This is a genomic window from Dictyobacter alpinus, from assembly GCF_003967575.1.
Classification (GTDB): Bacteria; Chloroflexota; Ktedonobacteria; order Ktedonobacterales; family Ktedonobacteraceae; genus Dictyobacter; species Dictyobacter alpinus.
Genome location: NZ_BIFT01000001.1, coordinates 4660733 through 4685685 on the forward strand (window position 1 = coordinate 4660733; position 24953 = coordinate 4685685).

19 protein-coding genes are annotated in these 24953 nt (G+C 51.8%); 10 read left to right on the forward strand and 9 right to left on the reverse strand.

Annotated elements, in window-relative coordinates; all coding sequences use genetic code 11:
* The first annotated feature begins 103 nt into the window (after positions 1–103).
* On the forward strand, positions 104–559 hold the full coding sequence (locus EL633_RS18440) for an SRPBCC family protein (RefSeq protein WP_126628591.1): 456 nt from the start codon (positions 104–106) through the stop codon (positions 557–559).
* Between the two features lie 281 nt (positions 560–840).
* Here the strand turns inward: EL633_RS18440 and EL633_RS18445 are convergent, their stop codons facing one another.
* Entirely contained in the window at positions 841–1272 is a 432-nt protein-coding gene (locus EL633_RS18445; protein WP_126628592.1) for an SRPBCC family protein, read from the reverse strand.
* Positions 1273–1601: 329 nt separating this feature from the next.
* On the opposite strand from EL633_RS18445, the gene EL633_RS18450 reads away from it, so the two are divergent.
* A complete protein-coding gene (locus tag EL633_RS18450) occupies positions 1602–2807 on the forward strand; it encodes a hypothetical protein (RefSeq protein ID WP_126628593.1) in 1206 nt (401 codons plus the stop codon).
* Between the two features lie 111 nt (positions 2808–2918).
* On the opposite strand, the gene EL633_RS18455 is transcribed toward EL633_RS18450, so the two are convergent.
* Positions 2919–3425, reverse strand: coding sequence for a TspO/MBR family protein (locus tag EL633_RS18455; protein WP_126628594.1), 507 nt, complete (start codon positions 3423–3425; stop codon positions 2919–2921).
* A gap of 371 nt (positions 3426–3796) precedes the next feature.
* Positions 3797–4423 carry a TetR/AcrR family transcriptional regulator gene (locus EL633_RS18460; RefSeq protein WP_126628595.1) on the reverse strand — a complete coding sequence of 209 codons (627 nt, stop codon included), beginning with the start codon at positions 4421–4423 and terminating at the stop codon, positions 3797–3799.
* 204 nt (positions 4424–4627) lie between these two features.
* Here EL633_RS18460 and EL633_RS18465 point away from each other — a divergent pair, with 204 nt between their 5' ends.
* A complete protein-coding gene (locus EL633_RS18465) occupies positions 4628–6031 on the forward strand; it encodes an acyltransferase family protein (RefSeq protein WP_246039221.1) in 1404 nt (467 codons plus the stop codon).
* Positions 6032–6073: 42 nt separating this feature from the next.
* Here EL633_RS18465 and EL633_RS18470 read toward each other — a convergent pair whose 3' ends face one another.
* On the reverse strand, positions 6074–8899 hold the full coding sequence (locus EL633_RS18470) for a sensor histidine kinase (protein ID WP_161982242.1): 2826 nt from the start codon (positions 8897–8899) through the stop codon (positions 6074–6076).
* Positions 8900–9687: 788 nt separating this feature from the next.
* Here EL633_RS18470 and EL633_RS18475 point away from each other — a divergent pair.
* A complete protein-coding gene (locus tag EL633_RS18475; RefSeq protein ID WP_161982243.1) occupies positions 9688–10530 on the forward strand; it encodes a DUF1464 family protein in 843 nt (280 codons plus the stop codon).
* Here EL633_RS18475 and EL633_RS18480 read toward each other — a convergent pair.
* On the reverse strand, positions 10477–11736 hold the full coding sequence (locus EL633_RS18480; protein WP_126628599.1) for a YihY/virulence factor BrkB family protein: 1260 nt from the start codon (positions 11734–11736) through the stop codon (positions 10477–10479). The two genes, EL633_RS18475 and EL633_RS18480, sit on opposite strands and share 54 nt — an antisense overlap.
* Positions 11737–11979: 243 nt before the next feature.
* Here EL633_RS18480 and EL633_RS18485 point away from each other — a divergent pair, with 243 nt between their 5' ends.
* Complete coding sequence (locus tag EL633_RS18485) at positions 11980–12264, forward strand: J domain-containing protein (RefSeq protein WP_161982244.1); 285 nt, start codon at positions 11980–11982, stop codon at positions 12262–12264.
* Between the two features lie 14 nt (positions 12265–12278).
* Here EL633_RS18485 and EL633_RS37120 read toward each other — a convergent pair whose 3' ends face one another.
* Positions 12279–13028: a zinc ribbon domain-containing protein gene (locus EL633_RS37120; protein WP_174845169.1), complete on the reverse strand. Its 750-nt coding sequence runs from the start codon at positions 13026–13028 to the stop codon at positions 12279–12281.
* A 623-nt stretch (positions 13029–13651) separates the two neighbouring features.
* Between EL633_RS37120 and EL633_RS18495 the strand changes: the two genes are divergently transcribed.
* Together EL633_RS18495 and EL633_RS18500 are read left to right on the forward strand one after the other, a co-directional pair.
* On the forward strand, positions 13652–15748 hold the full coding sequence (locus EL633_RS18495; protein ID WP_126628601.1) for a DNA gyrase/topoisomerase IV subunit B: 2097 nt from the start codon (positions 13652–13654) through the stop codon (positions 15746–15748).
* Between the two features lie 5 nt (positions 15749–15753).
* On the forward strand, positions 15754–18252 hold the full coding sequence (locus EL633_RS18500; protein ID WP_126628602.1) for a DNA gyrase/topoisomerase IV subunit A: 2499 nt from the start codon (positions 15754–15756) through the stop codon (positions 18250–18252).
* 249 nt (positions 18253–18501) lie between these two features.
* On the opposite strand, the gene EL633_RS18505 is transcribed toward EL633_RS18500, so the two are convergent.
* A complete protein-coding gene (locus EL633_RS18505; RefSeq protein WP_126628603.1) occupies positions 18502–19200 on the reverse strand; it encodes a TetR/AcrR family transcriptional regulator in 699 nt (232 codons plus the stop codon).
* A 355-nt stretch (positions 19201–19555) separates the two neighbouring features.
* Between EL633_RS18505 and EL633_RS18510 the strand changes: the two genes are divergently transcribed.
* A complete protein-coding gene (locus tag EL633_RS18510) occupies positions 19556–22090 on the forward strand; it encodes a sensor histidine kinase (RefSeq protein ID WP_126628604.1) in 2535 nt (844 codons plus the stop codon).
* Between the two features lie 24 nt (positions 22091–22114).
* On the opposite strand, the gene EL633_RS18515 is transcribed toward EL633_RS18510, so the two are convergent.
* Together EL633_RS18515 and EL633_RS18520 are read right to left on the reverse strand one after the other, a co-directional pair.
* Positions 22115–22576, reverse strand: coding sequence for a DinB family protein (locus tag EL633_RS18515; protein WP_126628605.1), 462 nt, complete (start codon positions 22574–22576; stop codon positions 22115–22117).
* A 359-nt stretch (positions 22577–22935) separates the two neighbouring features.
* Positions 22936–23304, reverse strand: coding sequence for a DUF4342 domain-containing protein (locus EL633_RS18520; RefSeq protein WP_126628606.1), 369 nt, complete (start codon positions 23302–23304; stop codon positions 22936–22938).
* Positions 23305–23622: 318 nt separating this feature from the next.
* On the opposite strand from EL633_RS18520, the gene EL633_RS18525 reads away from it, so the two are divergent.
* Together EL633_RS18525 and EL633_RS18530 are read left to right on the forward strand one after the other, a co-directional pair.
* Positions 23623–24036 (forward strand): EVE domain-containing protein, encoded by a 414-nt coding sequence (locus EL633_RS18525; RefSeq protein WP_126628607.1) that lies wholly within the window; start codon positions 23623–23625, stop codon positions 24034–24036.
* 60 nt (positions 24037–24096) lie between these two features.
* Positions 24097–24927, forward strand: a complete 831-nt coding sequence (locus EL633_RS18530; RefSeq protein WP_126628608.1) for an aminotransferase class IV — start codon at positions 24097–24099, stop codon at positions 24925–24927.
* The last annotated feature ends 26 nt before the right edge of the window (positions 24928–24953 follow it).

Below are 24953 nucleotides of genomic sequence, written 5' to 3' on the forward strand. Positions count from 1 at the left end.
AAGTACTGGACTGGCGAAATAGTGGTTATGTCGCTCTTAGGGCTGCTTATGATATGATGAAGTTGGTATACGTTCAATATTTTTTTGCGAAAGGTAGTTATTTATGCAATTTTCTGGTTCGCAAACAATCGCAGCCCCAATTAAGAAGGTCTGGGCATATTTATCAGATGTCAGTAAAGTGGCGACCTGTGCGCCCGGATTTCAGAGCCTGGAAGAACTGGGGCCAGAACACTGGAAAGCCCTTGTATCCGTCGGCATTGGTCCTGTGAAAGCCAAATTCACCCTGGATGTGACCCGACCAGAGATGGTCGAGCCCGAGAAAATGGTCGTTAAAGCGCGCGGCAAGGCCCCTGGCAGTACCGTAGACCTGAGTGGCACCATGCACCTCTCAGCAGTCAACGACACCGAGACCCGCATGGACTGGAACGCAGACGTCATGGTTGGAGGCACCCTCGCCAGCATCGGAGCCCGCCTCATGAACAGCACCGCCGAAAAACTCACCGGCCAATTTTTTTCCTGCCTGAAAACCAACCTCCAGGCCCCCGACGCCAGCAACTAAAGCCTGCCATCTTTCTATGTTGGCATTGCATTTCATGGCTTTTAGTTATTGCCGGATATGACGCAACTGTGCGCCCACAACGCACAAATTATTTAAGATGTGGTGTTGAATACTGCGCACCGCGCAGTATTCAACACCACATCTTAAATAAAAGTATGGGCACTCTAGTGCCCGAGTGCGGGTGAGCGCAATGGTCCCGGTAAGCGGGAGCTCCAAAAACATAAGGGGCATGGATGTGTGCACCCACACATCCATGCCCCTTATTTACATCCTGCAAAAAATTAGAGATTTTTCTCCAGATTTTTGAAGAATGAGCTCAAAGAGCTCTTTACAATACCCTGACCAATTGGATTGTTAGCAGAAGCAACAAGACCTTCCAGTTCAGCATTGGTATTGTACGTCAACAAAGCACCATCGGCCTCATCAACAAGGCTGATCTGAGCCAGAGCGTTGATAGATCCACCCTTACCTTTGCGCAGCAACTGCAGCTCGAGGTAGCTTGGATCCTGGCGGCGGACGATATTCAGATTAAGACCATATGGGCCGCGGAGGCCGGGCAGGCCTGTGGTGATCTCAACAAACAGGGTGTTGGGGTCCTCGTAACGGACACCGTTACAACCTGGGATGCTTGCTTTGAGTACTTCAGGATTGAGAATAGCGTTGAAAACCTGTGCGCTATTGGCTTTGAACTTGTGAGTTCCGTTGAGTTTCATTTAGGAAAATCCTTCCTTAACTGAGTTTTTGAAATATTGACGCCCGCCACGTCAGTTGACGAACATGAATAACTATGTTCGTATTGATCTATATGATCAGGCACTATTGTAGCGGTTTCTGTTCCGAGTTTCAAGTAGGAACATGCAATTGTACCAAATTTCCTAGCCTGCCCTTCCTGCCCTTTTAGCATAGGCGTTTTGAAGCATATCAATATTAATAAGGAAAATGTGCTATATACACTGGTCATATATTTTTTATATGCTATAATACCTCTATATACTTTAACATGTATAGAATGTCTGAAAATTGTGTTGTGTTGGGAGCTGTTATGGTGTTGCATCAAGAAAATGAGGAACAAAATCAGCATATATGGCGTTCGCGTGTGGCGCGTGAACGTCGCGGCCTCTCGGTCTCGGTTGAGGAGACATTAGAGGATGGGTTGTCAGATGAATTTAAGTGGGATGAGGATGAGCGTGGATCGACCAATTTTACGCGTTCCGCGTATGATGCCTCCATTGTTCCACCGCGTTTTAGTTTGCAGTCGCGTACGATTGAAGCGATCCAATCTGAATGCATTGCGGCTGCTGACGCGACCCCATATGCTGTTTTTTCTGCGGGTGAGGTGGGGGAGAGAAAACCCAATATCACTGCACACAATTCGAATATCCTGTTGCGTTTCGCGCAACGTTTAACGTCGTCTCTGGGCTCTTTTAATGCTACGACCGACTCATCCCATTCCGGGGAATATATGTCCGGCTCGGCTACGCTTGAGCCCGCTGCTCGTGAGCTTTCCAGGAGCCTGAAAGCATCTTCACTGTCATCTATTGCGGATATAGAGGTCTGTACCGCCTCGACTATGACTGGACCTCTACCAAGAGATATGCGTAAGAGTAGTTCGGCCTATCCAACGTCCAGAGACCCTCATGGGCGTCAGCGCCTGGCTGGCAGGTCTACCCGGATCCGCCTGGAGGTAGTGCCCGGTGTGGCCTCCCAGAAGGCAAAGGAGTGCCCGCTAGTGGCGTCCCACGATGATCTTCTGGTGGCGGAGACCAGGGAGGACTTCAGACCTCTAGAGGCACATCCGGTAGAGGCCAATACGACCGGCATCCATCTGGCTGCGATCTCGCCGTTGCGCGAGGAAACAGGTTCAACCAGTGTACATCTACCGACCATACAGAAAACTTCACCGGCAGAAATCGGGACCATCCAGAGCGATTTTCCTATAGACAAAAATGCTGCTACTGAGTCAGCTCAACAGCAGCCCGCCATTCTTAACGGTACGCTGGAGAAGGCGGCACAGGGAACGCTATCTGGAAGTGGGTTCTTTGAGAGTGGACAGCGTGACACGACCATCGCTAATCCATGTATCACCTCAGCCAGTGTCGTTTTGACCACACTGACCAGTAATCCAGGTCCGGTTGTTGTCCAATACATCACGCTCCAGCCCCAGGTTGGCTTCACCGTGCACCTGACGGCTCCGACAACCATGCGGGCATCGTTCAACTATATCATCTTGCTCGGAGAACTTTTTTAAGTGTCCATGATGGGTAGAATAAATGGGGTTAGCTGACGGCGACTAACCCCTTTGTTTCCTTTCACTGAATCAGAACAGGACATCGCGTGTCAGTAATCGGAGCCCATCTCTCTATTCCTGATCAATAGTTGAAGTTTGCATGCGCCACCAGAGAACTTTGATACCTGTGGTGAAAAACAGCCAGCCTATATAGGGTAACATCAGCCAGCCCGCCGCACGTGAAATGCGTGCAAACACCACGTTTGTCAGTAATCCTGAGAACAGTCCGATCACATCCATCAGCACATAGACCGATCTTCGTTTGAAGTGATAGATCACCGCGAAAAATGAGAAATTATGGAGCAGATGCAGGGCAAAGATCACGAGTGATCCCGCAATATTGCTCTTCTGTCGCTGTAGCCATATCTGCCAGAGTGCGAGCCCCATCAAGATATAGTTGCCGATCCATACGGTGGGGAAGAACCATTGAGGCGGCCACAGCCGAGGTTTAGCATTATCCTCATACCAGGATTGCCTGGTGAATCCTCCTCCCAGGTAACTACCCAGGAAACCCGTGGCAATACATCCACCTACAAAGGGTAGCGCCATCAACCAGGATCGTTTCCTTTGTTTCTGCATTACTTTTTGTGCCTCTTTCTTTTTTTGTCATAACTATTCAGTGCCCTTTCGGACTCACATGCCTCCTCTGCTTCGCAGAGCAAAAAGTTTTCTTGTGCCGTGGCGGAAAATTGTCGGCAGTGCCGACAATTTTCCGCCACGGCACAAGAAAAATCTGATTGATGCCGGAGGCATCAATCAGACCCAGATGCTTACTTTTTGTCATATGCAATGCGTTTCATCTTTTTGTATTGTGCTAGATATCCCCATATCACATCAACGCTAACCACGTGGTTGACTCTGGCCATTATACGCAGTTTTCGCTGCGATGTCAACCACGTGGTTAGCGTTGATGTGTAAAACAGTGCTAAGGCTCTAAATTTAGTGTGTGACTATCTGGATGGTAGAATCGAATTGAGGAGCCAGTGCTCAAGTTGGTGGATAATGTTATCAATGTCGTCAGGGCGAGCATTGAGCAGCAGGCTAATGCCCTGACAAAAGGTGATGACCATGAAGGCCGCACTTCTAACATCCAGGTCGGCGCGTAGCCGTCCCTGGGAGACTTCATCCTCAAAGTTTTGGATTAAGAATTGCAGCCACATATCCATGGCTTCGGTGAAGATGTGATTGGTGAGAGGATCACGGCGGGCATGCAGGAGCAGTTCATCCAGGACGAGGAAGAGTTCTGGTGCTGTGCGTAGCTGGTAGGCAAGGTCGGCGAAGTAGCGTTGCTGAAAAAGCTCGTTGCTGGTTGGCTGTGATGAGGCATCCGGCTGCTGGTGTACGACCTCAAACTGTTGAATGCAGTAGTCGATGACGCCGCGTATCAATGCTTCTTTGGTCGGGAAATAGTAGAGCAAGGTAGCATGATTCAGATGGATGCGCGCAGCCACTTCACGAATGCGTAGTCCTGCCATGCCCTTTTCCGCGATCAGTTGATAGGCGGATTGAACAAGCTTCAGACGTCGTTCATCATTTTCAGCTGTTTGTGATGCGAAGCGCCGCGTGGTTGCAGCCATAAATAGTGGAATCTCCTTGTACTACTGCTAAGTCGCCATCAGTATACCTTGCTGGAAATTACACTGTCAACCAGTTGGTCTGTATGAACTATTTTTTTCATACTTTACAATAGAATTAGAGTAAATTGCTGACAGATAATAAGGATGGTGGTTGTGATGTGGAGATGGAGTATAAGGACTCAAGAAATATATCGTAATTTGCTTGTGCAGATGCAGGTTTTTAGTCAGTCAGTTACACATACATTGGAGGATGGCAAGCATAAAAAGAGTATTCGTTCTCTGGATGGGGTTCGGGCCATTGCCTGTCTGGGTGTGGTGAGTTTCCATTTAAATCTCTGGTCCCTTATCGGCCATGTCTGGTCGCCAGCTCTGGATGATACTGGCGCGATCTTTAGTTCGCTGGCACTGATGGGGGAGAGTGGTGTCCTGTTATTTTTTGTGCTCTCAGGCTTTCTCTTATTTTTACCCTATGCGAAGGCTATGTTATTTGATAGCGAGTGGCCCTCTCTACGCCGCTTCTATATTCGTCGTGTTTTCCGCATCCTGCCCGCTTATTACGTTACGCTCTTCCTGATGCTGCTCTATCTGAGTCCTGATTACTTACTACCACAATACAGAGATAAGCTCTGGCTCTTCCTGACCTTCCGCATGGATCTGCCGGCGACCTACCAGCAGCTCAATGCGCCTTTCTGGACCCTGGCGATCGAGTTTCAATTTTATCTCTTGCTCCCTCTCATTGCCTGGCTGATGGGCCGACTGGTGCGCTGGGGCAGCCTTAACATGCGTCTTTTTAAACTGACCATTTGTCTGCTTGTCATGTTTACCTGGGGTATGGCCACACGTTACTGGGGCTTCAAACTGGCGGATACCAATCAGTTAGATTACCTCATTCCTCATAGCCTTGCGGATACGCTACGTCCCTTTATCTTTGGCACGGTCAGCAAATTCTTTGAATCTTTCGCTATCGGCATGTTCGTTTGTATGATCTATATCTATTCCCAGCATGCGAGCCCAATTGCGAAAACCAGGCGTAGCCTGCGTCTACTCGCGCCCTTCAGTTTCCTATTTGGCATCACGCTCTTATGTGTGGTCAACCTCTGGCATTACTATGTCATCTACATGATTGGTCGTAGCCTGCATTTCCTGGATCCCTACCACGAATTTCTGGAAGGCTATCGCGACATCTTCATGCAGGTTGGTTTCTCGCTCAGCTATGGCTTTGCCCTCTTTGCCATCCTCTTCGGCCCCCGCTGGCTCCAGCGTCCTTTTGAATGGTCCCCACTACGCTGGCTGGGCTTCATCTCCTTCAGCCTCTACATGTGGCATGATCCATTAATCCTCTATTTCCTTGGCAGCCTGCTTCCACACTTCCAGGCTATGGAATGGAGTGGACCCGCCAAATACGCCGCCTACGTCCTCTGGGTGATTGTCACCGCTATTCCGCTCTCCTTCATCTTCTATCGCCGGATCGAGCTACCCGGCATGCGCCTTGGCGAAAAACTCTGCCAACTCAGCGCCGCCCGCAAACCAGCTATTGCCGCCACTCCCGTCACCGTACCCGATTCCCGCACCCTGCGCACACCCAAACCATCATCGTCGTCGTCATAGATTCGGTCCTTGCTGCCGATTGTGCTCACATCCATTGAGCCGCTACGGTGTTTTTGATGTGTCCGTGTGTTCCAGGATGGGGAGGGTGATGATGAAGCGGCTACCTTCGCCGGCGATGCCGCTGCTTTGGACTTCGATGCTGCCGCCATGCAGGTACAGGAATTCGGCGACGATGTAGAGTCCGAGGCCGACACCACGGGCCTGGCTGCTGTTAATATTGGGGGCGCGATAGAAGCGCTCGAAGAGGTGTTCCTGGGCCGTGAGTGGGACGCCAAGGCCTTTGTCGGCAATGGTGATTTTGATGCTGGCGGGCTGATGTTGCGCCAGCGTAATGGTAACAGGCCCGCCATCGGGGCTGTATTTGATGGCGTTCTGGAGCAGGTTGGCGAAGATCTGTTGGAGCCGGGCGCGATCTCCTCTCAGGTAATAGGGGAGCGGCGCGGGCTCAATCTTGCAGCTGATCTGGTGGTTGGCCGAGGTGGCGCTATATTTAGAGACCATCTGGGTAATGATCTCGGCGATATCCAGTTCCTCTGCATTGATCTCGATCTGGCCACGATTGAGGCGCGTGACTTCCAGGAAGGTGTTGACGATATTGGTGAGCTGGCGCGCCTGCTCCTCGATGTAGAAGTTGCTCTCGTCGAGCCGCTCCTTAAGATCCGGGGCGACCTCGGCGGTACGATTGAGGATACGTGACATCATCTGACTATGGGCCAGGATAACGGTGAGGGGGGTGCGGAACTCGTGGGCGGTAATGGCTAAGAATTCGTCTTTGAGGGCGTTGGATTCACGCATACTGGCTTCATTGGTACGGGCAATCTCGGCTTCTTGTTGCCAGCGCGTCTGCTCGATGGCCAGTCCGGCGAATTGGGCGATCCCTTCGATGACGGCCATATCCCAGGTGTTGAAGCCCAGGATTGGTAGGGGCTGGGTGGTCTGAGGATCCTGTTCGCTGGGAACCCTGGACTGCGTTGAGCGGTCCAGGAGCATGATGCCGAGGAGTTGTTTGTTATGGGTAATTGGTGTAGCCAGGACCATGCTGTGGTCGATGATGCTACTGTGATCTTCCTGGTCTGTAGGTGTTAACCGCTGGGTCTGCTTTGCCAGCCAGGGGCTGATTTCTTCTGCACTGAAGCCAATGGAGAGTAGTGGATTAAAGCTTTGTTGCTGATCATTGTAGAGCAGTATCGCGCCGCGTTCGCTGTTGAGTGCGGTCAGGGTCATGGCCAGGACTCGATAGAGGATTGTTTTGATGTCGGTCAGTCCTGAGACGGCTTCGGCTGCGTGGAGCATGGTATCGAGGGCCCGGCGTATCTTTTTCTCGACCCGCACCTGTTCGGTGATATCACGGAAGGCACTGACGATACCGATCTTGTTTTTGTCATTGTCCAACAAAGGCTCGATATTGACCTCGATAGTGCGCTCACTACCATCGCCGGCCTTGCCTACATAGCGTTCACCACGGATGCGCTCGCCTTTGAGTCCGCGCGATATCGGAAAGTTTTCGGCGGCCAATGGTTGACCTGTCAGCGTGTAGACCGGATTTTGGGCCAGATAGGTGGCCAGCTGCTTCTTTGTTTTGCGCGATAGCCCGATGAAGCGGGCCGCGTTGGCGTTGCTCAACATGACTTTTCCGTTGGCATCAAAGACGATCAGTCCTTCGCTCATGGCGTTAAAGACCGCGTCCAGTGTGTTGGCGCGTTGATTGGCCAGGGCCTCGGCACGCCGGGCTTCGGCTAGATTATGGGCTTTCTCGATTGCCAGCGCACAGTGGGCCGCGATATCCTGGGCGAATGCCAGGTAGCCCGATGATGGTGGCCTGGCTGTGGCGCGATAATTAACAAAGGCAAAGCCGACACAGTGTTTTTCCTGGCCCTGTATGCGGCCCTTTGTCTTGCCTGCGGACTGCTGTATGCCACCGGCCAACAACGGGATAATCAACACATTTTCCATCTGTAGATACTGGAACCAGCTTAGCTCATCTGCGGTGAAATGTTCTTTCTGGACAAACTGTGGGGCCAGTGTATTGACGGCGCTATCGAAATGGGGAAGTTTGTTCAGGATCGCAACAGGTTGTGCCGGACTGTGTCTGGTGAGCAACTTGAGCTGATTTTTCTCCAGCAGCGCGATTGCGGCATGTTCGCTATGCAGGCCACGGGCCAGATGCTCGGCGGCGATCTGTAGGACCTGTGGAAGCTCCTCGCCTGAGTTTACCGCTATGGCCACCTGATAAATGGATTGTGCTCTTTCAATCAAGCGCTCGGCCCGGCGCCGCTCGCTACGAGCTTCCTGGTATAGTCGCGCATTATCAATGGCGACCGCCGCCTGTTGCCCGATGGCGCGTGCCAACTGCTGCTGATCCAGCGTAAATTCCATGGCCTCGCCAGGATTATCCAGGCACATCATGCCGACGATCCGTTCTTCGCGAATCAGCGCCACCACCAGCACTGAACGCACAAAAAACTTTTCTGCCAGGGGTTGCAGCGTACTCTCTGTTGCCAGATCCTTGAGGGCCAGCACACCTTTTTCCGTCAGGAGCTGCCCAATAATTGGATTGCTAAACTGGATCGAGCTATGGTGCCACATACGGTCCGCGACCTGCAACACCTTCCCACTGATATGCTGGGTTGACATATGATAGGCCGAAGGCCGAAAGGTACATTGGGCCTCATCGAGTAGCCAGACCGCGCAACGCGAGACCTCACAGACCTCCGTTGCCCTTTTCACCAATACCTGCAAAATGCGTGTTGTATCCAGAGAAGAGGCCAGCAATTCTGACAACTCCCGCAACAATTCGCTTTCACGCAACGCCTTGAGCAGCCGTGTGTGCTCCTGGCTGGTCGTAGATGCTGGACTTTCACTTTGCATAAATCGGACCTCGTATGGAAAATGCGTTTGATGCATAGATGGCGCAAATCTTCGTTGCCAGCAAATTCGCCAGGCATATCAGTAGAGGTTATTTTCTCTAGTTGAGTCAAAGTGTAGCAGATTAATCTACTTCACGTCAAGAAAGGCGCCACACCCACAACAAGAATTTCCCCGTAAATGTGCTCCTGAATGCCAATAAAAAAGAAGCAAAAAACAACGTGTATATTCAAATCTTTGCGGCCAGTACGTTTCTCTCAAGATAAATGAAACCTGGATGGGACCGCGTGAGAAGCGGACCGATCATACGTCGAGTAGCGCCACACGCAAGGCCAGCATGCGGCTTGATCAAAGGTTAAACGTGTTTAGAGAGCATCGCATGCCTGTGGCGCCTACACCAATCATGATTTGTGCGCATGATCGCTCAGCAACGTTCCCGCTTGGCGATCATGCCTCCGAAGCATGTTGAGGATCCTATTCGTCAAGAGACGGGTCCGGATGGAAAATATGGTCCGCCAAACGTTCCCTATCCATGCGGCCACATCCACCGTGATTTGTGTAGGCGCCACAGCACTGCGTCTCGTTCATGCGCGTTGGCCCACGAAAACCCAGCAGTGCGGCCTTGCGTGTGGCGCCCACTCGGCGTATGTTCCATTGGCGCAAGGTGCCCACTCGGCCTACAAGACGACACGCTTAGGCTCCAACGTCCCTGGCATGGTATAATGGCGGCACTCGCGTGGAGTGACGCGAAATATTTTGTCTGCATCTATGGTTATTGGAGTTTTCTTTCTATGGCTGTCAGTATCGGTATTGAGTATGCCACCAGTGCGTGGCGAACCTGTCTGGTGGAGGATGATATGGTGCTGGAGTGCCGGTCCTTTGATGAGGTAACGGTGCTTGAACATTATTTGCAGCAGACCTGTGGCTGTTATCCCGAGATGAGTATCGGGCTTGCAGCCCCTTATGAGACGAGACTATCGCTGGTTTCGCGTGAGTCGCTGGAGACTTCTCCGCTACCAGCATTCCTGGCTACCCTGTCTTCTCTTTCACATCGGGTCTTTGTCTTGCCTTCGCTCCGCTATCTGCCAACTGTTCCGCCGTATCGTTTGTTGATGAGGCCCCGTCTGGGTCTGGCGGATATGCTGTGCGTGGTGGCTTTGCTGCTCTATCATATGCGTCGGCAGGATGCGGGCTGGTCGGAGCTGAATTTCTGTTGTCTGGAACTCAGGGAGACATCCTATCGTCTGACAGTGTTACGCAATGGTCAGATCGTTGATGGCTATGGGGAGTGGGTGGCCCTGGATGGTCCAGCGGATCAGATGGAGCAGGCTCTGCTTGAGCAATTGACCAGAGATCTGGCGGCGACCCTGGCCCTGCATCAACTGGAGGATGTGGTCCTGCTCTCTCGTGCTGCCCCTGAACGGAAGGAGCGGGTCCTGGAGTACTTTGAGGATCGCTACCAGTTTTTTCTGTTTCCACATAGTGAGACCGAACCAGCTGGCTTTGAGGTCGCCCGGGGCGCGGCTCTGCTCGCCCACGGCCTTAGCTGGTCCGGTCTCACTTTAGAGGTGGCTCAACGTTTATTTGCCACCACGGCGCATGCGTATGGACTCAATCAGCACGGTCAGGGCTGATCCGGCTATGACTCCAATCGTGGCCGACATCTTGCCTGGCTGCTTATCTTTCTGTTTGTCCAGCGCTTGTTGGCGATCCCGATTGATGTGGGGGCGCATTGTGCGCTCCTGCTTCTCCTCGTTTTTGCGCTGATTCTGCTCCTCCTCGTGCCGTGTATGCGCGATATGTGTATAATCGGCCTGCTCGGTTGGTTTCGAATCCACATGCGCATCCGACTCGGCATCGGGTCGATCGCGATTGAGTGTGCCGCCCATGGTACTGACAAAGGTGCCCAGATCGTTGGGAAGCGGCTGCACGTTCTCGAAGAAGAAGGCGTTGACTTCGGCGCCTAACATCAGGATGACTGCGAAGTAGTAGAAGAAGGCTAGCAGCACGATGACCAGACCGATCTGACCTGTATATGTGCCCAGTAGATTGTTTGTGTAGATCGGGAAAAGCGCGAGAAAGACTTCCAGCAGGACTGCCGCCACGATGGCTCCCTGCCAGCTGTTACGTGGGTTGATGCGTTGATTGGGTACGATTACATAGATGGCCTCAAACAATAAGAAGGCGGCCAGTAAGCCTCCAGCATAGCCCCCGATCTGGACGATCACGGCATTGGCGGCTACCGCTGAGAGAAATGGGATGGACTTCAGGGAAGGATTATGACTGAGAATGTTGAGTATTGTTGCCGGTAATGTGCCTGCGAAAACCATGATCGGCGCCAGGACGATAAAAATGAGCATCATCCCGATCGCGATGGCGTTCTTTCTGATCAGTGGGCGGGGGCGCACGCGATAGACGATATCCAGGCTGCCCTCAATGGCGACGAAGAGTCGTGAGCCACCAAAAAGGGCCAGCAGCACAGCGATGATTGCCAGAAAACCAGCCGATTTGGCCAGCTTGTCCGTAACACTTTGTACGAGATCACCCTGAACTGATTCTAGTCCTGGAATGGCTTTCAGAGTGTCAAGGACGGCAGTGCTATGTTGTTGACCTGGAATCAAGGTCAGGGCAAAACCCAGGATCGCTACGATCGCGATGGCGATCGGCACCATCGCCGTTAGCAAGCTATAGGCGAGTGCGCCCGCGAATGTTGTTGCCCAATCAAAGCCAAATTTTTTAAAGAAAAGTTGCAATGTTTTGGTCTTTTTTGGCGCTTCTGAAATTATTTCAGTGGCTTTATCCTTCAAGGATTCGTTTTCTGTATGCGTCTCACTTGCCATGAAAATACCTCTTTACTCGTGTCTTTTACGTGAATTATGTATTAGTGCCTGTAAGGATTACTTTCTGCTCCCAGAAAAAATGACTTATTATAATGACTGGTAATCTGTCAGACATATAGAAATTTTGTTTCTAATACATTGTTCACGGACAATAGCATAGGCGCGTTTCATTATGTGGCGGAATAGCGTATAGTATAGATGTATGTAACTGTTATAGCTAGCATTGAGTGGAAAAAGAAGAAAATGAGCTCGCGACCACCTAAACCGTTTGTCTATTTATTGTGGGATGCGGTCCGCCTTGGAGTGCGGAGCTTCTGGCAAAGTAATGCTAATCCTGCGCGGCCGCTTTTACAGCGCCAACAGGCCCTGGCTGTACTGGGACTCCCGGCGAATGCGACCCCGGAACAAATTAAGCGGCGCTATCGCAAACTGGCGAAACGCCACCATCCTGATTGCGGTGGCGATCCCAAAGAGATGCAGCGTATTATTGCTGCCTATGACTATTTACGCAAAGAGCAGGCCCACTAACGCTTGCCCTTTGCCTACGGTAAGCGCGCTCCACAAATATTGCAGAAGCGTTTTCCAGGCCGAATACGTGACCCACATTGATCACAAAACAGCGTCTCAACATGTCCCGCTGGCTGCTGCTGTACCGGAGGCTGATAAACGGGCGTTGCCGGCTGCTGTTGTGCCGGAGGCTGATAAACAGGCGTTGCCGGCTGCTGCTGTGCCGGAGCGCTATATTGGGGCGTTGAGGCCGGCTGCTGCTGTGCCGTTCCCGCTGTCCCTGCAGCTGGCTTCTGCTGCGCGTTCGTTTCCTGGACCGATTGGATTGTTCCCTGGATCGTTTTCGCGGCCTTTACCGCCATTCCACCCAGTGTGGTTGCGATCTTAATGCCTTTCGCGATATCATCCATATCTTTCTGCAAGCGATGCGTTGGTGGCAGCATCGTCGAATCCGAGACCTTATTAAAATGGTTCGGACCAATCTGCAGGCCGGACCCATCCGCGTCTAACTGCGCTTTTTCGAGGCCACCATGATCAAACTGTAGCTGCACCAGCATATTCTGCTGGCTATAGCTACCTTCCAACCGTGTCTCCGGAGCCGCCGACGAGACCTGTTGTCCCTTCATCAAGGACTGCGCAGCATTCACCGCTCGGCTGCGATTTTGTGTCGTCAACACAAAACGACTATTTGCCTGTAACACCAACCGATCTATGCGTGACGTAAAGTAATCCAGGCCAACACCAGAGCTATGTATACACTCATACTGGCCAGTTATAGGTTTCATTGCAAATTTCTCCTGCTTCCAAAGGCACATAACTTATATATAATATAGCATCAATTCGCACATAAGTTTCAAAATTCCCAGCCCGATATCGTGAAGGTTGCGCACGTTCTCCTCCAACCATACCACCAGATTTTTGACAGAGAACCTGGATGCCGCTCTTGCGCGTTACGCTTTCTTCGCGTATGATACGTAGCGCGTTGGCCCAATGGAATAGTTTTTGACGATCCGGTGTTTATCACCTATGCTGTACCAATTGGATATGTAGTGGGGGAGTGTTACATGGGAGCTCAGAGCTAAGGGTTTTATAGGCCGAAAGTATGGTCTAACCCGGAAATCTCTTCCCATGTGCGTCTATCAAGAGGTATTCTGTACGAAAATTAGTGTGTTTGATCAAAGATTGCCCGCGAGATTGCTGAATTACGCCAGGCGGACGTGTTAAATCCATAGAATGATCATATTTCCGCTTTCATTTTTGAGGATCGGAATAAGTCAGAACATACTTTTGCGAAAAAGTGGCTTATTGTCAGTTAGAACTTTTGGTCTAATTGCATCTTGACTTTCGGGAATGAAGGCTGTATGCTGAATAAGCAATCAAAGCATTCTGAAGAGAGGTATAAGGGTAGATGTTTCGTTCCCCCAATGCACTCCCTCCTGTACAAGATGAGTCGGATGCTACACATGAGCAACTTTCTCTCTTTGCTACGAGGGGAACAAGTGAACATTCTGAAGATATGATTTCAAATAAAGTAGAAGTGAAGCAAGCAACACGCACCAAAAAAAGTGCCTCGACCTATTCATCGGCGGATATTCAGGTACTTGAGGGTATTGCTGCCATTCGACATCGCCCAGGAATGTATATCGGTTCCACGTCTACCTCTGGTCTGATTCATCTGATCTGGGAGGCATTGGATAATGCTGTAGACGAGGCTGTGGCGGGATATGGCAAGAATATTTGGGTCCACATTGATCAAGAAGGATGGGTGACGGTACGGGATGAGGGGCGCGGTATGCCGTTTGATCCTATGCGCTATCAGGGCGAGTACTTGCCGGCGGCGACGGTGATTTTGACGGTTCCTCACTCGGGTGGTAAGTTTGCTGAAGGTGCGTATAAGACGGCTGGTGGTCTCCATGGTGTGGGTTCGACGGTCATCAATGCTTTGTCCGAGAAGTTGGAGTTGACGATCTGGAAGGATGGTCAGCAGTTTTTTCAAACCTTTAGCCGGGGCGTGGCGGAACCACATGAGATTACGGCCTGTGATCCCAAACTCCATGGCACCCAGTTGCGCTGGCTCTATGATCGCACGATCTTTGATCCCGATGCTTATTACTCTCTGGAGTCATTGGAGAGTAGGCTGAAGGCGGCAACCTATCTGAATCGTGGCGTAACCTTCCATTTGAATGCCTGGGATGATGCGACGAGCGAGCAGGTTGAGCATGTCTTCTATTCACGTGATGGTCTCCCCGACTATGTACGTGATCTCGCGACCACGACCAGTACGCCGCTCTTCAAAAATGTGCTTAATATTGTGAAGGAGCGGGACGAGGTACGGGTTGAGGTGGCGCTGCAACCAACCACGGGCTATAAAATCTCTATGTACAGCTATGCGAACGCGGTCCGTACACGCGATGGTGGCGTTCATGAGACTGGCTTTAAGGCGGCTCTGACCAAGGTTATCAATGATTATGCTTTGAAGTGGAATATTATCCGCAATCGTGAGCGCGATGGCTTTCGTCCCGAGGTGATTCAGCAGGGTTTGAATGTGGTGATCTCGGTGAAACTGACCAATCCTCAATTCCAGGGTCAGACCAAGGATCGCTTGAATAATGCGCCGGTTGAAGGTATGGTGCGCTCGGTGGTGGATGAGGGACTCAAGGATTGGTTTGAGTCGAATGTTGGCATCGGCAAAGAGTGGTTGAAGCGCATCCAGCAGATGCAGAAGGCTCGTAATGAGGCGCAGTTGGTGGAGGAATTGGCTCGGGCTGGAACAAAGAAAAGCGGCGAGCTGATCGATACGACGCTCTCGAAGAAATTCTTGCGCTGTAATACCAATGATCCTTCGCGCGCCGAACTCTTTATCGTCGAGGGTGACTCGGCTGGCGGTAGCGCTGGTCAGGGACGTTTCTCAGAGTTCCAGGCGGTGCTGAAGTTGAAGGGTAAGCCGCTCAACGTCGCCAAGGCTGATCTGAAGAGTATTGTGGAGAACGAAGAGATTCGCACCATCATCAACGTGCTTGGTACCGGGACGCGTGACTTCTTCGATATCAGTGGTTTGAAATTTAATCGTGTGATTATTGCTACCGATGCTGATGTGGACGGCCTGCATATTCAGTGTCTGCTGCTGACCCTGTTCCATCAGGAGTTCAGCGATCTGATCGATCTTGGACATGTCTATATCGCTTGTCCGCCGCTCTATTCGGTAAAGTATAAAAATAAGGTGCATTGGTTGCTGGATGATGATGCCCGGATCCAATTTGTGCGGATCCATCCCGATGCGCAGAATCTTGAATTTAAGCGCTTCAAAGGTCTGGGTGAAATGAATCCGAAAGAGTTGCGTGATACCACGCTGGATCCTGCTCGCCGTATGCTGAAGCGTGTCACCATGGAAGATGGTATCCTGGCCGCGAAACTGGTTGCGGAACTAATGGAAGATAAAAATGCGGAGCGGAGGCGCACATTCCTGGCTGAACATTCCCGCAAAATTAAGGAACTGGACGTATAAAATAGATGGCTCGTAACACGACAGAAACAGATTCTTCAGGAACTGGCATTATTCGCGAGGATTTCTCTGTGATTATGTCGCAGGCCTTTGCGACATATGGACTTTCGGTGGTGACTGACCGTGCCCTTCCTGATGCTCGCGATGGTCTTAAACCTGTGCAGCGGCGTATCCTGGCTGGTATGTTGAATGCGCGGTATCTTTCGTCGCGCCCAACGGTCAAAAGTGCTGAGGTGGTTGGCCTGATTCTGGGTAATTATCATCCTCATGGTGATACCTCGGTCTATGATGCGGCGGCCCGTATGTCTCAGCCTTTTACGTTGCGCTATCCCCTGATCGAGGGACAGGGGAACATGGGTAGTGAGGATGGGGATGATCCGGCGGCGTATCGCTATACCGAGATGCGCCTCTCCCCAATGGCTGAGGCTTTGATGGCGGATATCGAGCGTGAGACGGTTCCGCTCCATCCAACCTATAAGCAGGATCCGCGTGTGCTGGAACCCGATTATTTGCCGGGCCGCATTCCTCCTATTGTGAATGCTTCCAGCGGCATCGCGGTCGGTCTCTCTACGAATATTCCGCCCCACAATATGGGCGAGGTCATGCGGGCCTGTATCGCTTTGCTCGACCGACCGGACATGACGGTTGAGCAGATCATGGGCTATATTCAGGGCCCTGATTTTCCTCAGGGTGGTCGTGTGGTTGGTATCGAGGGTATCAAAGATTATTTCACGACCGGCAAGGGTCGTATTATTGTGCGGGCCGATGTGCGCCTGGAAGAGACGCCACGTAGCCGCTCATTGGTCGTGACGCAGATCCCTCCAATTGGACGTGATAAAGTCAAGGCTTCGATCGTCAAAGCGATCAATGCTCGCAAGCTTGAGGGCTTGATGCCGGAGATGCGCGATGAGAGCGATACCGAAAAGGGGACTCGTATCGTGCTTGAGCTGCGCAAGGATGCCGAGGCAGGCCAGACCTTGATGCAGTTGTTCAAGGAAACTGATCTGCAGATCGCGCAGTCTTTCCAGATGGTTTTCCTCTTCGGTGAGCCAATGCAACCTGGTCGCCAGCCAAAGCAGGTTGGTGTGCTGGAGCTGCTCAATTACTGGAATGAGCACCAGATTGATGTGATGACGCGTCGCGCTAATTATGATCTGCGTAAGGCTCAGGAACGTCTGCATGTGGTTGATGGTCTGGTAATTGGATCCGCGAATGCTGAGCAGATCGTCAAAATATTCCAACAGGCTGAAGATCGGGCGACGGCACGTAAGCAGGTTGAGGAGCGCTATCAGCTGACCGCGATCCAATCCGATGTGATTGCCTCGATGACCCTGTCCCAGGTAACACGTCTGGATGCTAACAAGTATGCGAAAGAGCGCGAAGATCTCTTGCTGCGTATTCAGGAACTGGAGTATCTGCTTGGTGATCGTAAGGTGCTGATTGCGGCCCTGAAAAAAGAGATGCAGCAACTGATCAAACAGTTTGGCGATGAGCGTCGGACCGTGATTGACGCTGAAGGAAATGTGCTAACCCCGATTGAAACAGTTGAAAGTTTGCATGAGCGCGAGCCAATCATGATCGGCCTTACGCGCGCGCAGACGCTCAAAGCGCTGCCCGTTGATACCTATAAGCCGCGTGGCAAAAATGCTGCGATTGCCACCTACACGCCGGTACGCGGTGATGAGCAGCTACGCCAGTTACTGCCAGCCACGACCCAGGACTACCTGCTGTGTATCTGTTCCAGTGGTCGCGTCTGCCAGATCGCCACCCACCGCATTCCTGTTATGACCCGTTCAAGCAAAGGTGAGGCGCTGAGTGAGTTGCTGCGCCTGGAGCCGGGTGAAGATGTGGTGACGATTTTGCCGGTCGATGCGTATGATGAGGATCGCTATCTGGTACTCTTTAGCACCCTTGGTAAAGTCAAGAAGTCTCCGCTCAGCGAATACAAAGCCGCCGATGTAGACGGCATCCAGGATATGAAGCTCTCGGATGGAGATAGCGTGGCGACCGCTCTGGTCTCCTATGGTCGTGGCGAATACTTTGTGACGACCGATACCGCGCTAACCCTGCGCTTTAGCGACGAGCAACTACGCAGCCAGGGTCGTGGTGGACAGGGTGTGGCCGCCATCTCTCTCAGCAAAGGTGGCCAGGTCGTCAGTGCCAGCTACCTGGACAGTGAGCCCGCCATTGAGGCCGATCAAGACATCTTTAGTATTACCAGCCTCCTGGTCCTTACCGAGGGTGGCTGGACCAAAAAGGTGCCTGTCAGCCAGTTTGTGCCCAAGGCCCGAGCCACCAATGGTGCACCCACGACCGAGCTTTCAGAATCCGATCACGTTGTCCAGACCCTGCTTGTCCACGAGGATGATACCCTCTTGATCATCGCCAACAATGGCAAAAATGATCAGGCCATCATCCACAAAGCCGCCGACATCAAAACCTTTCCGCGCACCCACAAAGGCGAGCAGAACATTCCCGGACAAGCCGTGACCGCCATCAAACTGTAACGGCAGGGCTTTTCCCTGCCACCGCTTCACGTAAGAAATGTCCCTAAAACACGTAATCGCTTTGCAGTGAGCACAGCAAAACTCATAGGGATTTTGCCCAATACTTTCAACTCAGCGATGTTTCATACCCAACGATGATCGTGGGTGGCGAGCCGGTCTTGGGTGGAAAAACGGGTGGCGCCACTCGACGTACGCAAGGCTGGCTCATGGCTGTCCTCCCACAACGCCATCCCACCATGATGTACAAAATTACGCTTGGTTGGTGGCGTTTTCTTCAGTGTTCATGGGATCGCTTCTATTGAGTATTTGTCGTCCCAACGGTGTCAGATAAGGAAAGACTATTGAGCGTAGCTGCTCTATGCCTTCCTGGACACTCTGTTCGGTAATCTGTTCCTGACCATTGCGTGTCTGGCAATAATCGATCCAGTAGCGATTAATAATCCACAGGTTGGTCGCTACAATCGGGATCTGCCACTCCGGTATGGCCAGGATACCGCTCTGGCATAGCAGTTTCAGTGCATTCTCAATAAAGATATGTACCTGATTAGTGAGCGCGATTAGTTGTGCATAGACATCTTGTTGTGCCACGGCCCAGTTGATATTGTCGCGCAAAAGAAAGCGATATTCCCACATCAAGTGGAAGCCCCGTGTTAGCAGGTCCTGTAGCTGGCTCACCTGGCGCAGATCACCAACGTCACGTTGCTGGTTCGCCTGGACCTTTGCCTTGAGCTCCATAAAAATCGCTGAAATGACCGCGTTTTTGGTGCGGAAATGATACCAGACATTGCCTTCACTGATCCCTAGATGTTCTCCTATATGGGCCAGCGTTACATTGGCTTCACCATGTTCATTAAACAACTCACGTGCCACCTGCAAAATACGGTCGCGCGTCTTTGGGCGCGTTCCTTTGGTACTTTGATCCACCTGATCCTTCGTTGCCTTTACCATGTGCCCTTGCTTACCTCCACCTCTCGAAAAATTAGGGTAATGCACCTGAAACAATGTCACATCACATATGGACAAATCTTATGCATCCTTGTACAGTACTGACGCATATCATAACACGTTGATTAAGCTCATACAGTCATTTCGGGAGATAAGTTCAGATGGTGCAGACAAAATACCCAGAGCAGAAAGACGTGACATCTTCTTCGGTATAACTCCCCACGGGTAGTTGGGCTTGATGTCACCTTTACAATCGTGATAGGATGTCAATATACTGCCACTAGAGTCTCATGCTTGACGTGTAAGCTCCCTAGATGGCTTCTCTTTATTACTGCTGTGAAGAGAGGAGAGCAGGTGTATGCCCACCACATCAGACTCCGGTGCCCACGATGACCAGCAGGCACTTGCCTTGCTGCAGCAGGAAATGTGGCAGAATGAACGACGCTTTCAAGCGACCTTTGAACAGGCGGCCGTCGGGATGGCTCATGTGAGCCTGGATGGACGCTTCTTACAGGTCAATCAAAAGCTGTGCGACATTGTGGGCTATCCTCGTGCCGAGTTGCAGCTCCATCGCTTTCAGGACATTACCTATCCCCCGGATCTGTCGGCCGATCTGGCCTACGTTGAACAGTTACTTGCCGGCAAGATCTCGACGTATTCTATGGAGAAGCGCTACATCCGTGCTAATGGAATGCTGGTCTGGATTAATTTGACGGTCGCGCTTGTCCGTGATCAGCAAGAGGCTCCCCTTTATTTTATTTCTGTGATTGAAGATATTGATGAGCGCAAGCAGGTCGAAGAGGCCCTGCAACAAGAACGGCGGGCGCTGTCCATGCTAACAGAGAACGCCACAGATGTTATCGCACGCTATGATCGTTCTCGGCGCCTTGTCTATGTGAATCCAGCTATTACTGCTGTACTTGGACTACGACCAGATGAGGTTATTGGTAAAACTATCTCAGAGTTAGGGATGTCGGCCGAAGCACTGCGGTCATGGAATGATGCATTCAATCAGGTGCTGGCCGGCGAAGTTCGCAGCCTGGAATTTTCCTACCCTTCGCCCACCGCAGGTCTATGCTGGTATCAATCTCGCTTGAATCCCGAACTCGATATGTGTGGTAATGTCGTCTCGGTACTCGCGATTAATCGTGATGTGACGGAGCTTAAAAAGGCGCAGGTGGCTCTCATTCAGAGTGAAGCTCGTGCCCGCCGCTTGATCGATTCTAATGTGATTGGTGTTATCATCGCTGATGTTGACCACATCTTCGAGGCGAATGATGCCTTTCTTGATCTGCTTGGCTATAGCCGTGAGGACCTGAGAGCGGGCCGCATTAACTGGCGGGCGATGACACCAGCGGAGTATGTTTCACGCGATGAGCATTGTTTGCAAGAATTGCGTGAGCGTGGTGTGTGTACCCCCTTTGAGAAAGAGTTCACGCGCCTGGATGGTAGTCGGGTCGCGGTTTTGCTTGGGGCCGCCGAAGTGCAGGCTGATCCGCCGCAATGGGTCTGCTTTATCCTGGATATCACTGAGCGGCAGCAGCAAGAGCGACGTCTCCAGCACGCTTTAAACGCTTTGCTGACGATTGCTGAAGTGTTGGATACACGTGAGGAGCCGTTAGATAATCTTGAGCGCACAAAGCCTTCACATGACGAGGTTGCGCGCCGGGTATTGGAGGCTATTTGTCAGGTGCTCTCTTGCGAAGGCGTGGTTATGACTAAACTTATGCCTGCCAGCGACATCATTGATACGCTGATTATGGTTGGCTTTGATGGTCAGGTTCGGCAGACGCTGCTTGATGATGCACAGGGCAAATCCCTGGCGGCCCGCCTTGAGAATGATGCTCTCGTGGAGAAATTACGGGCTGGTGAAGTGGTCTTGCTTGATGTGAGTAAGCCGCCCTATTATGATCGCCAGCCACGCCCGTATCTTAAACGGTCTGTACTTGTGCCTATGCATCTGGGGGACGAGCTGGTGGGATTGCTCTCTCTGTATCCGCAAGATGAATGGATGGTCTATACGAGAGAAGATCGTGCGCTGGCGCTGGCTATTGCCAGGCTTGCGGCCCTGCTGATTGAGCGCGAACGTTTGCAACTTGGCCGTGAGGAGGCCTGGATGCGTGTCTGGGCTACCCAGGAAGTTATGCAACAGATGGATGAGTTTCTGGGTATGGCCAGCCATGAGCTTAAGACGCCTCTGACCAGCATTCAGGGCAATCTGCAGCTTGTCCGACGACAGCTTGCTCGTTTTGGTACTCTCGAAGGAGATAGTGCACCGCTCCTCAATCAATTGTCAGGCTTGCTGGAGCGCGCCGAACGCCAGTTGAAAGTGCAGAATCGTCTAATCAATGACCTGCTCGACGTTTCCCGTATTCATGCGAATCGGCTGGAACTTTCACCCAGACTTATCGATCTGACTCAACTTGTACGCGATGTCGTCGAGGATCAGTGTAATCTGGTGCCGACGCGCCCCTTGCACTTTGAGTCCTCGGTCCTTGAGATTATGGTCAATGCGGATGCTGAACGCATCGGACAGGTTGTTAATAACTATCTTTCCAATGCCCTCAAATATTCCGAGGCGACCAGTCCTGTCAATGTCTGTGTCTCGGTGCATGAGCAGATGGCACGCGTGGAGGTTGAGGATCAAGGGCCAGGACTTACAGCGGAGCAGCAGGAGCGTATCTGGCAGCGTTTCTACCGGGCTCCTGACATTATTGTGAAAAGTGGTTCGGGCGTGGGCCTGGGGCTTGGTCTGCATATCTGTCGTACCATCATCGAGCGGCACTCAGGACAGGTCGGTGTCAAGAGCACGCCGGGTGTTGGTTCAACCTTCTGGTTTACGCTTCCCATCGCCCCAAGCCTTGCGACCGATTGTTCTGCCTCCATATCCTGACGATGGCATGGAGGCTGCCTCACCTCAGGCTTTGAGGCGTTCGATCTGTTGTAGATGGATCTCTCCATGCTCGACATACATACGGAAGATCTCGTAGAGGCTCATTTTGCCGCGTTCCGCGTGGATGCTGGTAAGCTCCCAGGCCTCGGCTGGCAAGAATTTGAACAGGCTGGCATTGGCGGCCCGCAGATCAGAGAAGAGGCGCAAGGCCAGGATGCTATCTTGCTGACGATAGTACAGGGATTTGCTCCAGGCCTCTTCATCATAAAGAGCCAGGACGGAGTCACGCTCGGCCAGTGTTTTACGCAGTCGCCAGTAGCCGACGGCCTCGCTATCAGCCAGGTGTATTAATACTTCATGGATGCTCCATTCTCCCTCAGCCGGCGTGTGCTGTAGCTGGGCCTCGCTCAATCTCTCGATGGCCTTCTCGATCTGTATGGGCATCGACGCATATGCCGCGATCTCTTCCAGGGTTGCAGCTGTCATGGTAAACCACTATTCCTTTCGCTTTACTCAGATAGTGTTTGTTTCCTACTCTCATTAGGGAGCGTGCAGCCAGCCGCACGCGGGCCCTGAAGGGCCCATGCTTCTTTTAAGTGTGGTGTCAAAAACTGAGCTTTGCTCAGTTTTTGACACCACACTTAAAACCGTTGGAGCGCCAAAGGCGCAAAAAAATGCTAAACGGGACATGGATTTCATGGTAATCAAACACTATGTCACAAAATATGGTTGCTTTGATCTGTCATATTATATGACATGGGCTGCCAAAAATACGACCGGCCTGGAAGTTACTTCCAGGCCGATATATGTATCTACCTATTGCGCTTGAATGGGGAGCCCGATCCTTAGAGGGTTGCGCCGCCATCCAGTTTGATTTCGTCAACACTATGTCCGAGATCGGAGGCGGCATTGGCTACATCGGTGGCAGCCTCGTTGATTGGACTATCTGTGCGCACAACTTCGATCGAGCACTGCCCGAGCAGGGCACCCAGGACGCCGACGGCGGCCCAGACTGGGGCGATAGCGATGCTGGCTACACCAAGTGTCAATGGGAACTCGATAAGCGAGCGACCGTCCTGTTTGATGATGATGCGGCGTACATTGCCCTCGTGGACCAGTTCTTTGACTTTGGCCAGCAACTGCTCGCCAACAACCTGTAGCTCCTCTACGCCATAGACTGACTTCTGCTCTGCGTTTGGATCTGTCTGTGTCATAAGAATGATTCTCCTTACTTAAATGAAGTAAAACATTAGAAATTTCAAAGAGCGATTGTACATTTTTACAGTACATCCTCAACGCGCAATTGATCGTTGCTTGCTGATGGATGTGCAATATAGCATCTTAAGTAGTTATTTTTTACTACACTTAGTATACGTAAGCAAACCTTTTTTGGTTAGATAAATTAGCGTCAATTTGGCTGAATCTGTATCATTTCTATGCAAATTCATGAAAATACATTCTGGGCGTTTCACCTATTGTGTCGGGATGGCTTTGTTTGTTATGATGAGAATATCTTGATTGAGGTGTTGTACATGGCGTATTTTTTAGCAAAAACGGATCCCGAGACGTATTCGATCGAGCAATTTGAGCACGATAAAAAAACGGTCTGGGATGGTGTGCGCAACGCTGCGGCGTTGCTGGTAATTCGCTCGATGCGGCCGGACGATCTGGTGTTTATTTACCATAGCCTGGGGCAGTCGGCCATCGTTGGATTGGCCCGCGTGACCTCGGATCCACGGCCAGATGAATATGAACCTAAGAGTTGGGTGGTCGATATGGAGTTTGTTGGTCGTTTAGCTCAACCGGTGACGCTGCGCGCGGTCAAAGAGAGTCATTTGTTTGATGATTGGAGCCTGGTGCGCCAGAGCCGTCTTTCGACGATGGCGATGCCGGATACCTTTGTGGCCTGGATGCGTGAGCAGTATCCACAAAATAAAGGCTTCTAACGCCTGTTCGCTCCTGTGTTGAGGCGTTATTTCGATAGCGCTGGGAAAGGATTATGTCGCATGGATACAAATGCCTGGTGGTATGTCAATGGGGACTGGGTGCATCCGCAGGATGCTCGCATCTCGATCAATGATGTTGCGGTCCTGCGCGGTTATAGCGTGTTTGAGTCTTTACGAACGTATCATCGCCGCCCGTTTCATCTGGATGAGCATGTGCGCCGTCTCTATCGATCGGCTGACATGATTGAATTGCCGGTCTCGTATTCGGCCACTTTTCTCGGGCAAATTATCCATGAAATCATAGAGCGTAATGCCTATGAACATGCATCTATCCGCTTGCTGGTAACGGGTGGTGTCAGCGAGGATGGCGTTCTGCCGGCGGCCGATTCCGGTCTGGCGGTATTAATTACGCCGCTGGCCGAGCGTGACATGCAGCGTTTTGCCCGTGGTGCTAAACTGATCACGACCCGCCTGACCCGTTCGACCCCGGAAGCCAAGACCTCGAATTATGTCTCAGCGATCCGTGCGCTCAAGGTTGCAGCCCAACACGATGCCACCGACGCGCTCTACGTCAATGAGCACGACCACGTCTTAGAGGGAACACGCAGCAACTTCTTTGTCTTCCGTGGGGATACGCTGATTACGCCCCGTGCGGAGGTCCTGTCTGGTGTGACCCGCGATGTCGTCCTGGAATTGGCGCGAGGTCGCTTCACCATCGAGGAGCGCCCCATCCTGCTCAGTGAACTCCCACAGATCGACGAGGCCTTCATCACCTCATCCTCCAAAGAGATCACCCCCGTCATCCAGATCGACGACCACATCATCGGATCCGGCCAACCCGGTCCCCGCACCTACGAATTGGAGCAACGCTTCATCAACCTTGTCGAGTAACACACAACCGTACCGGCAGGGCTCGT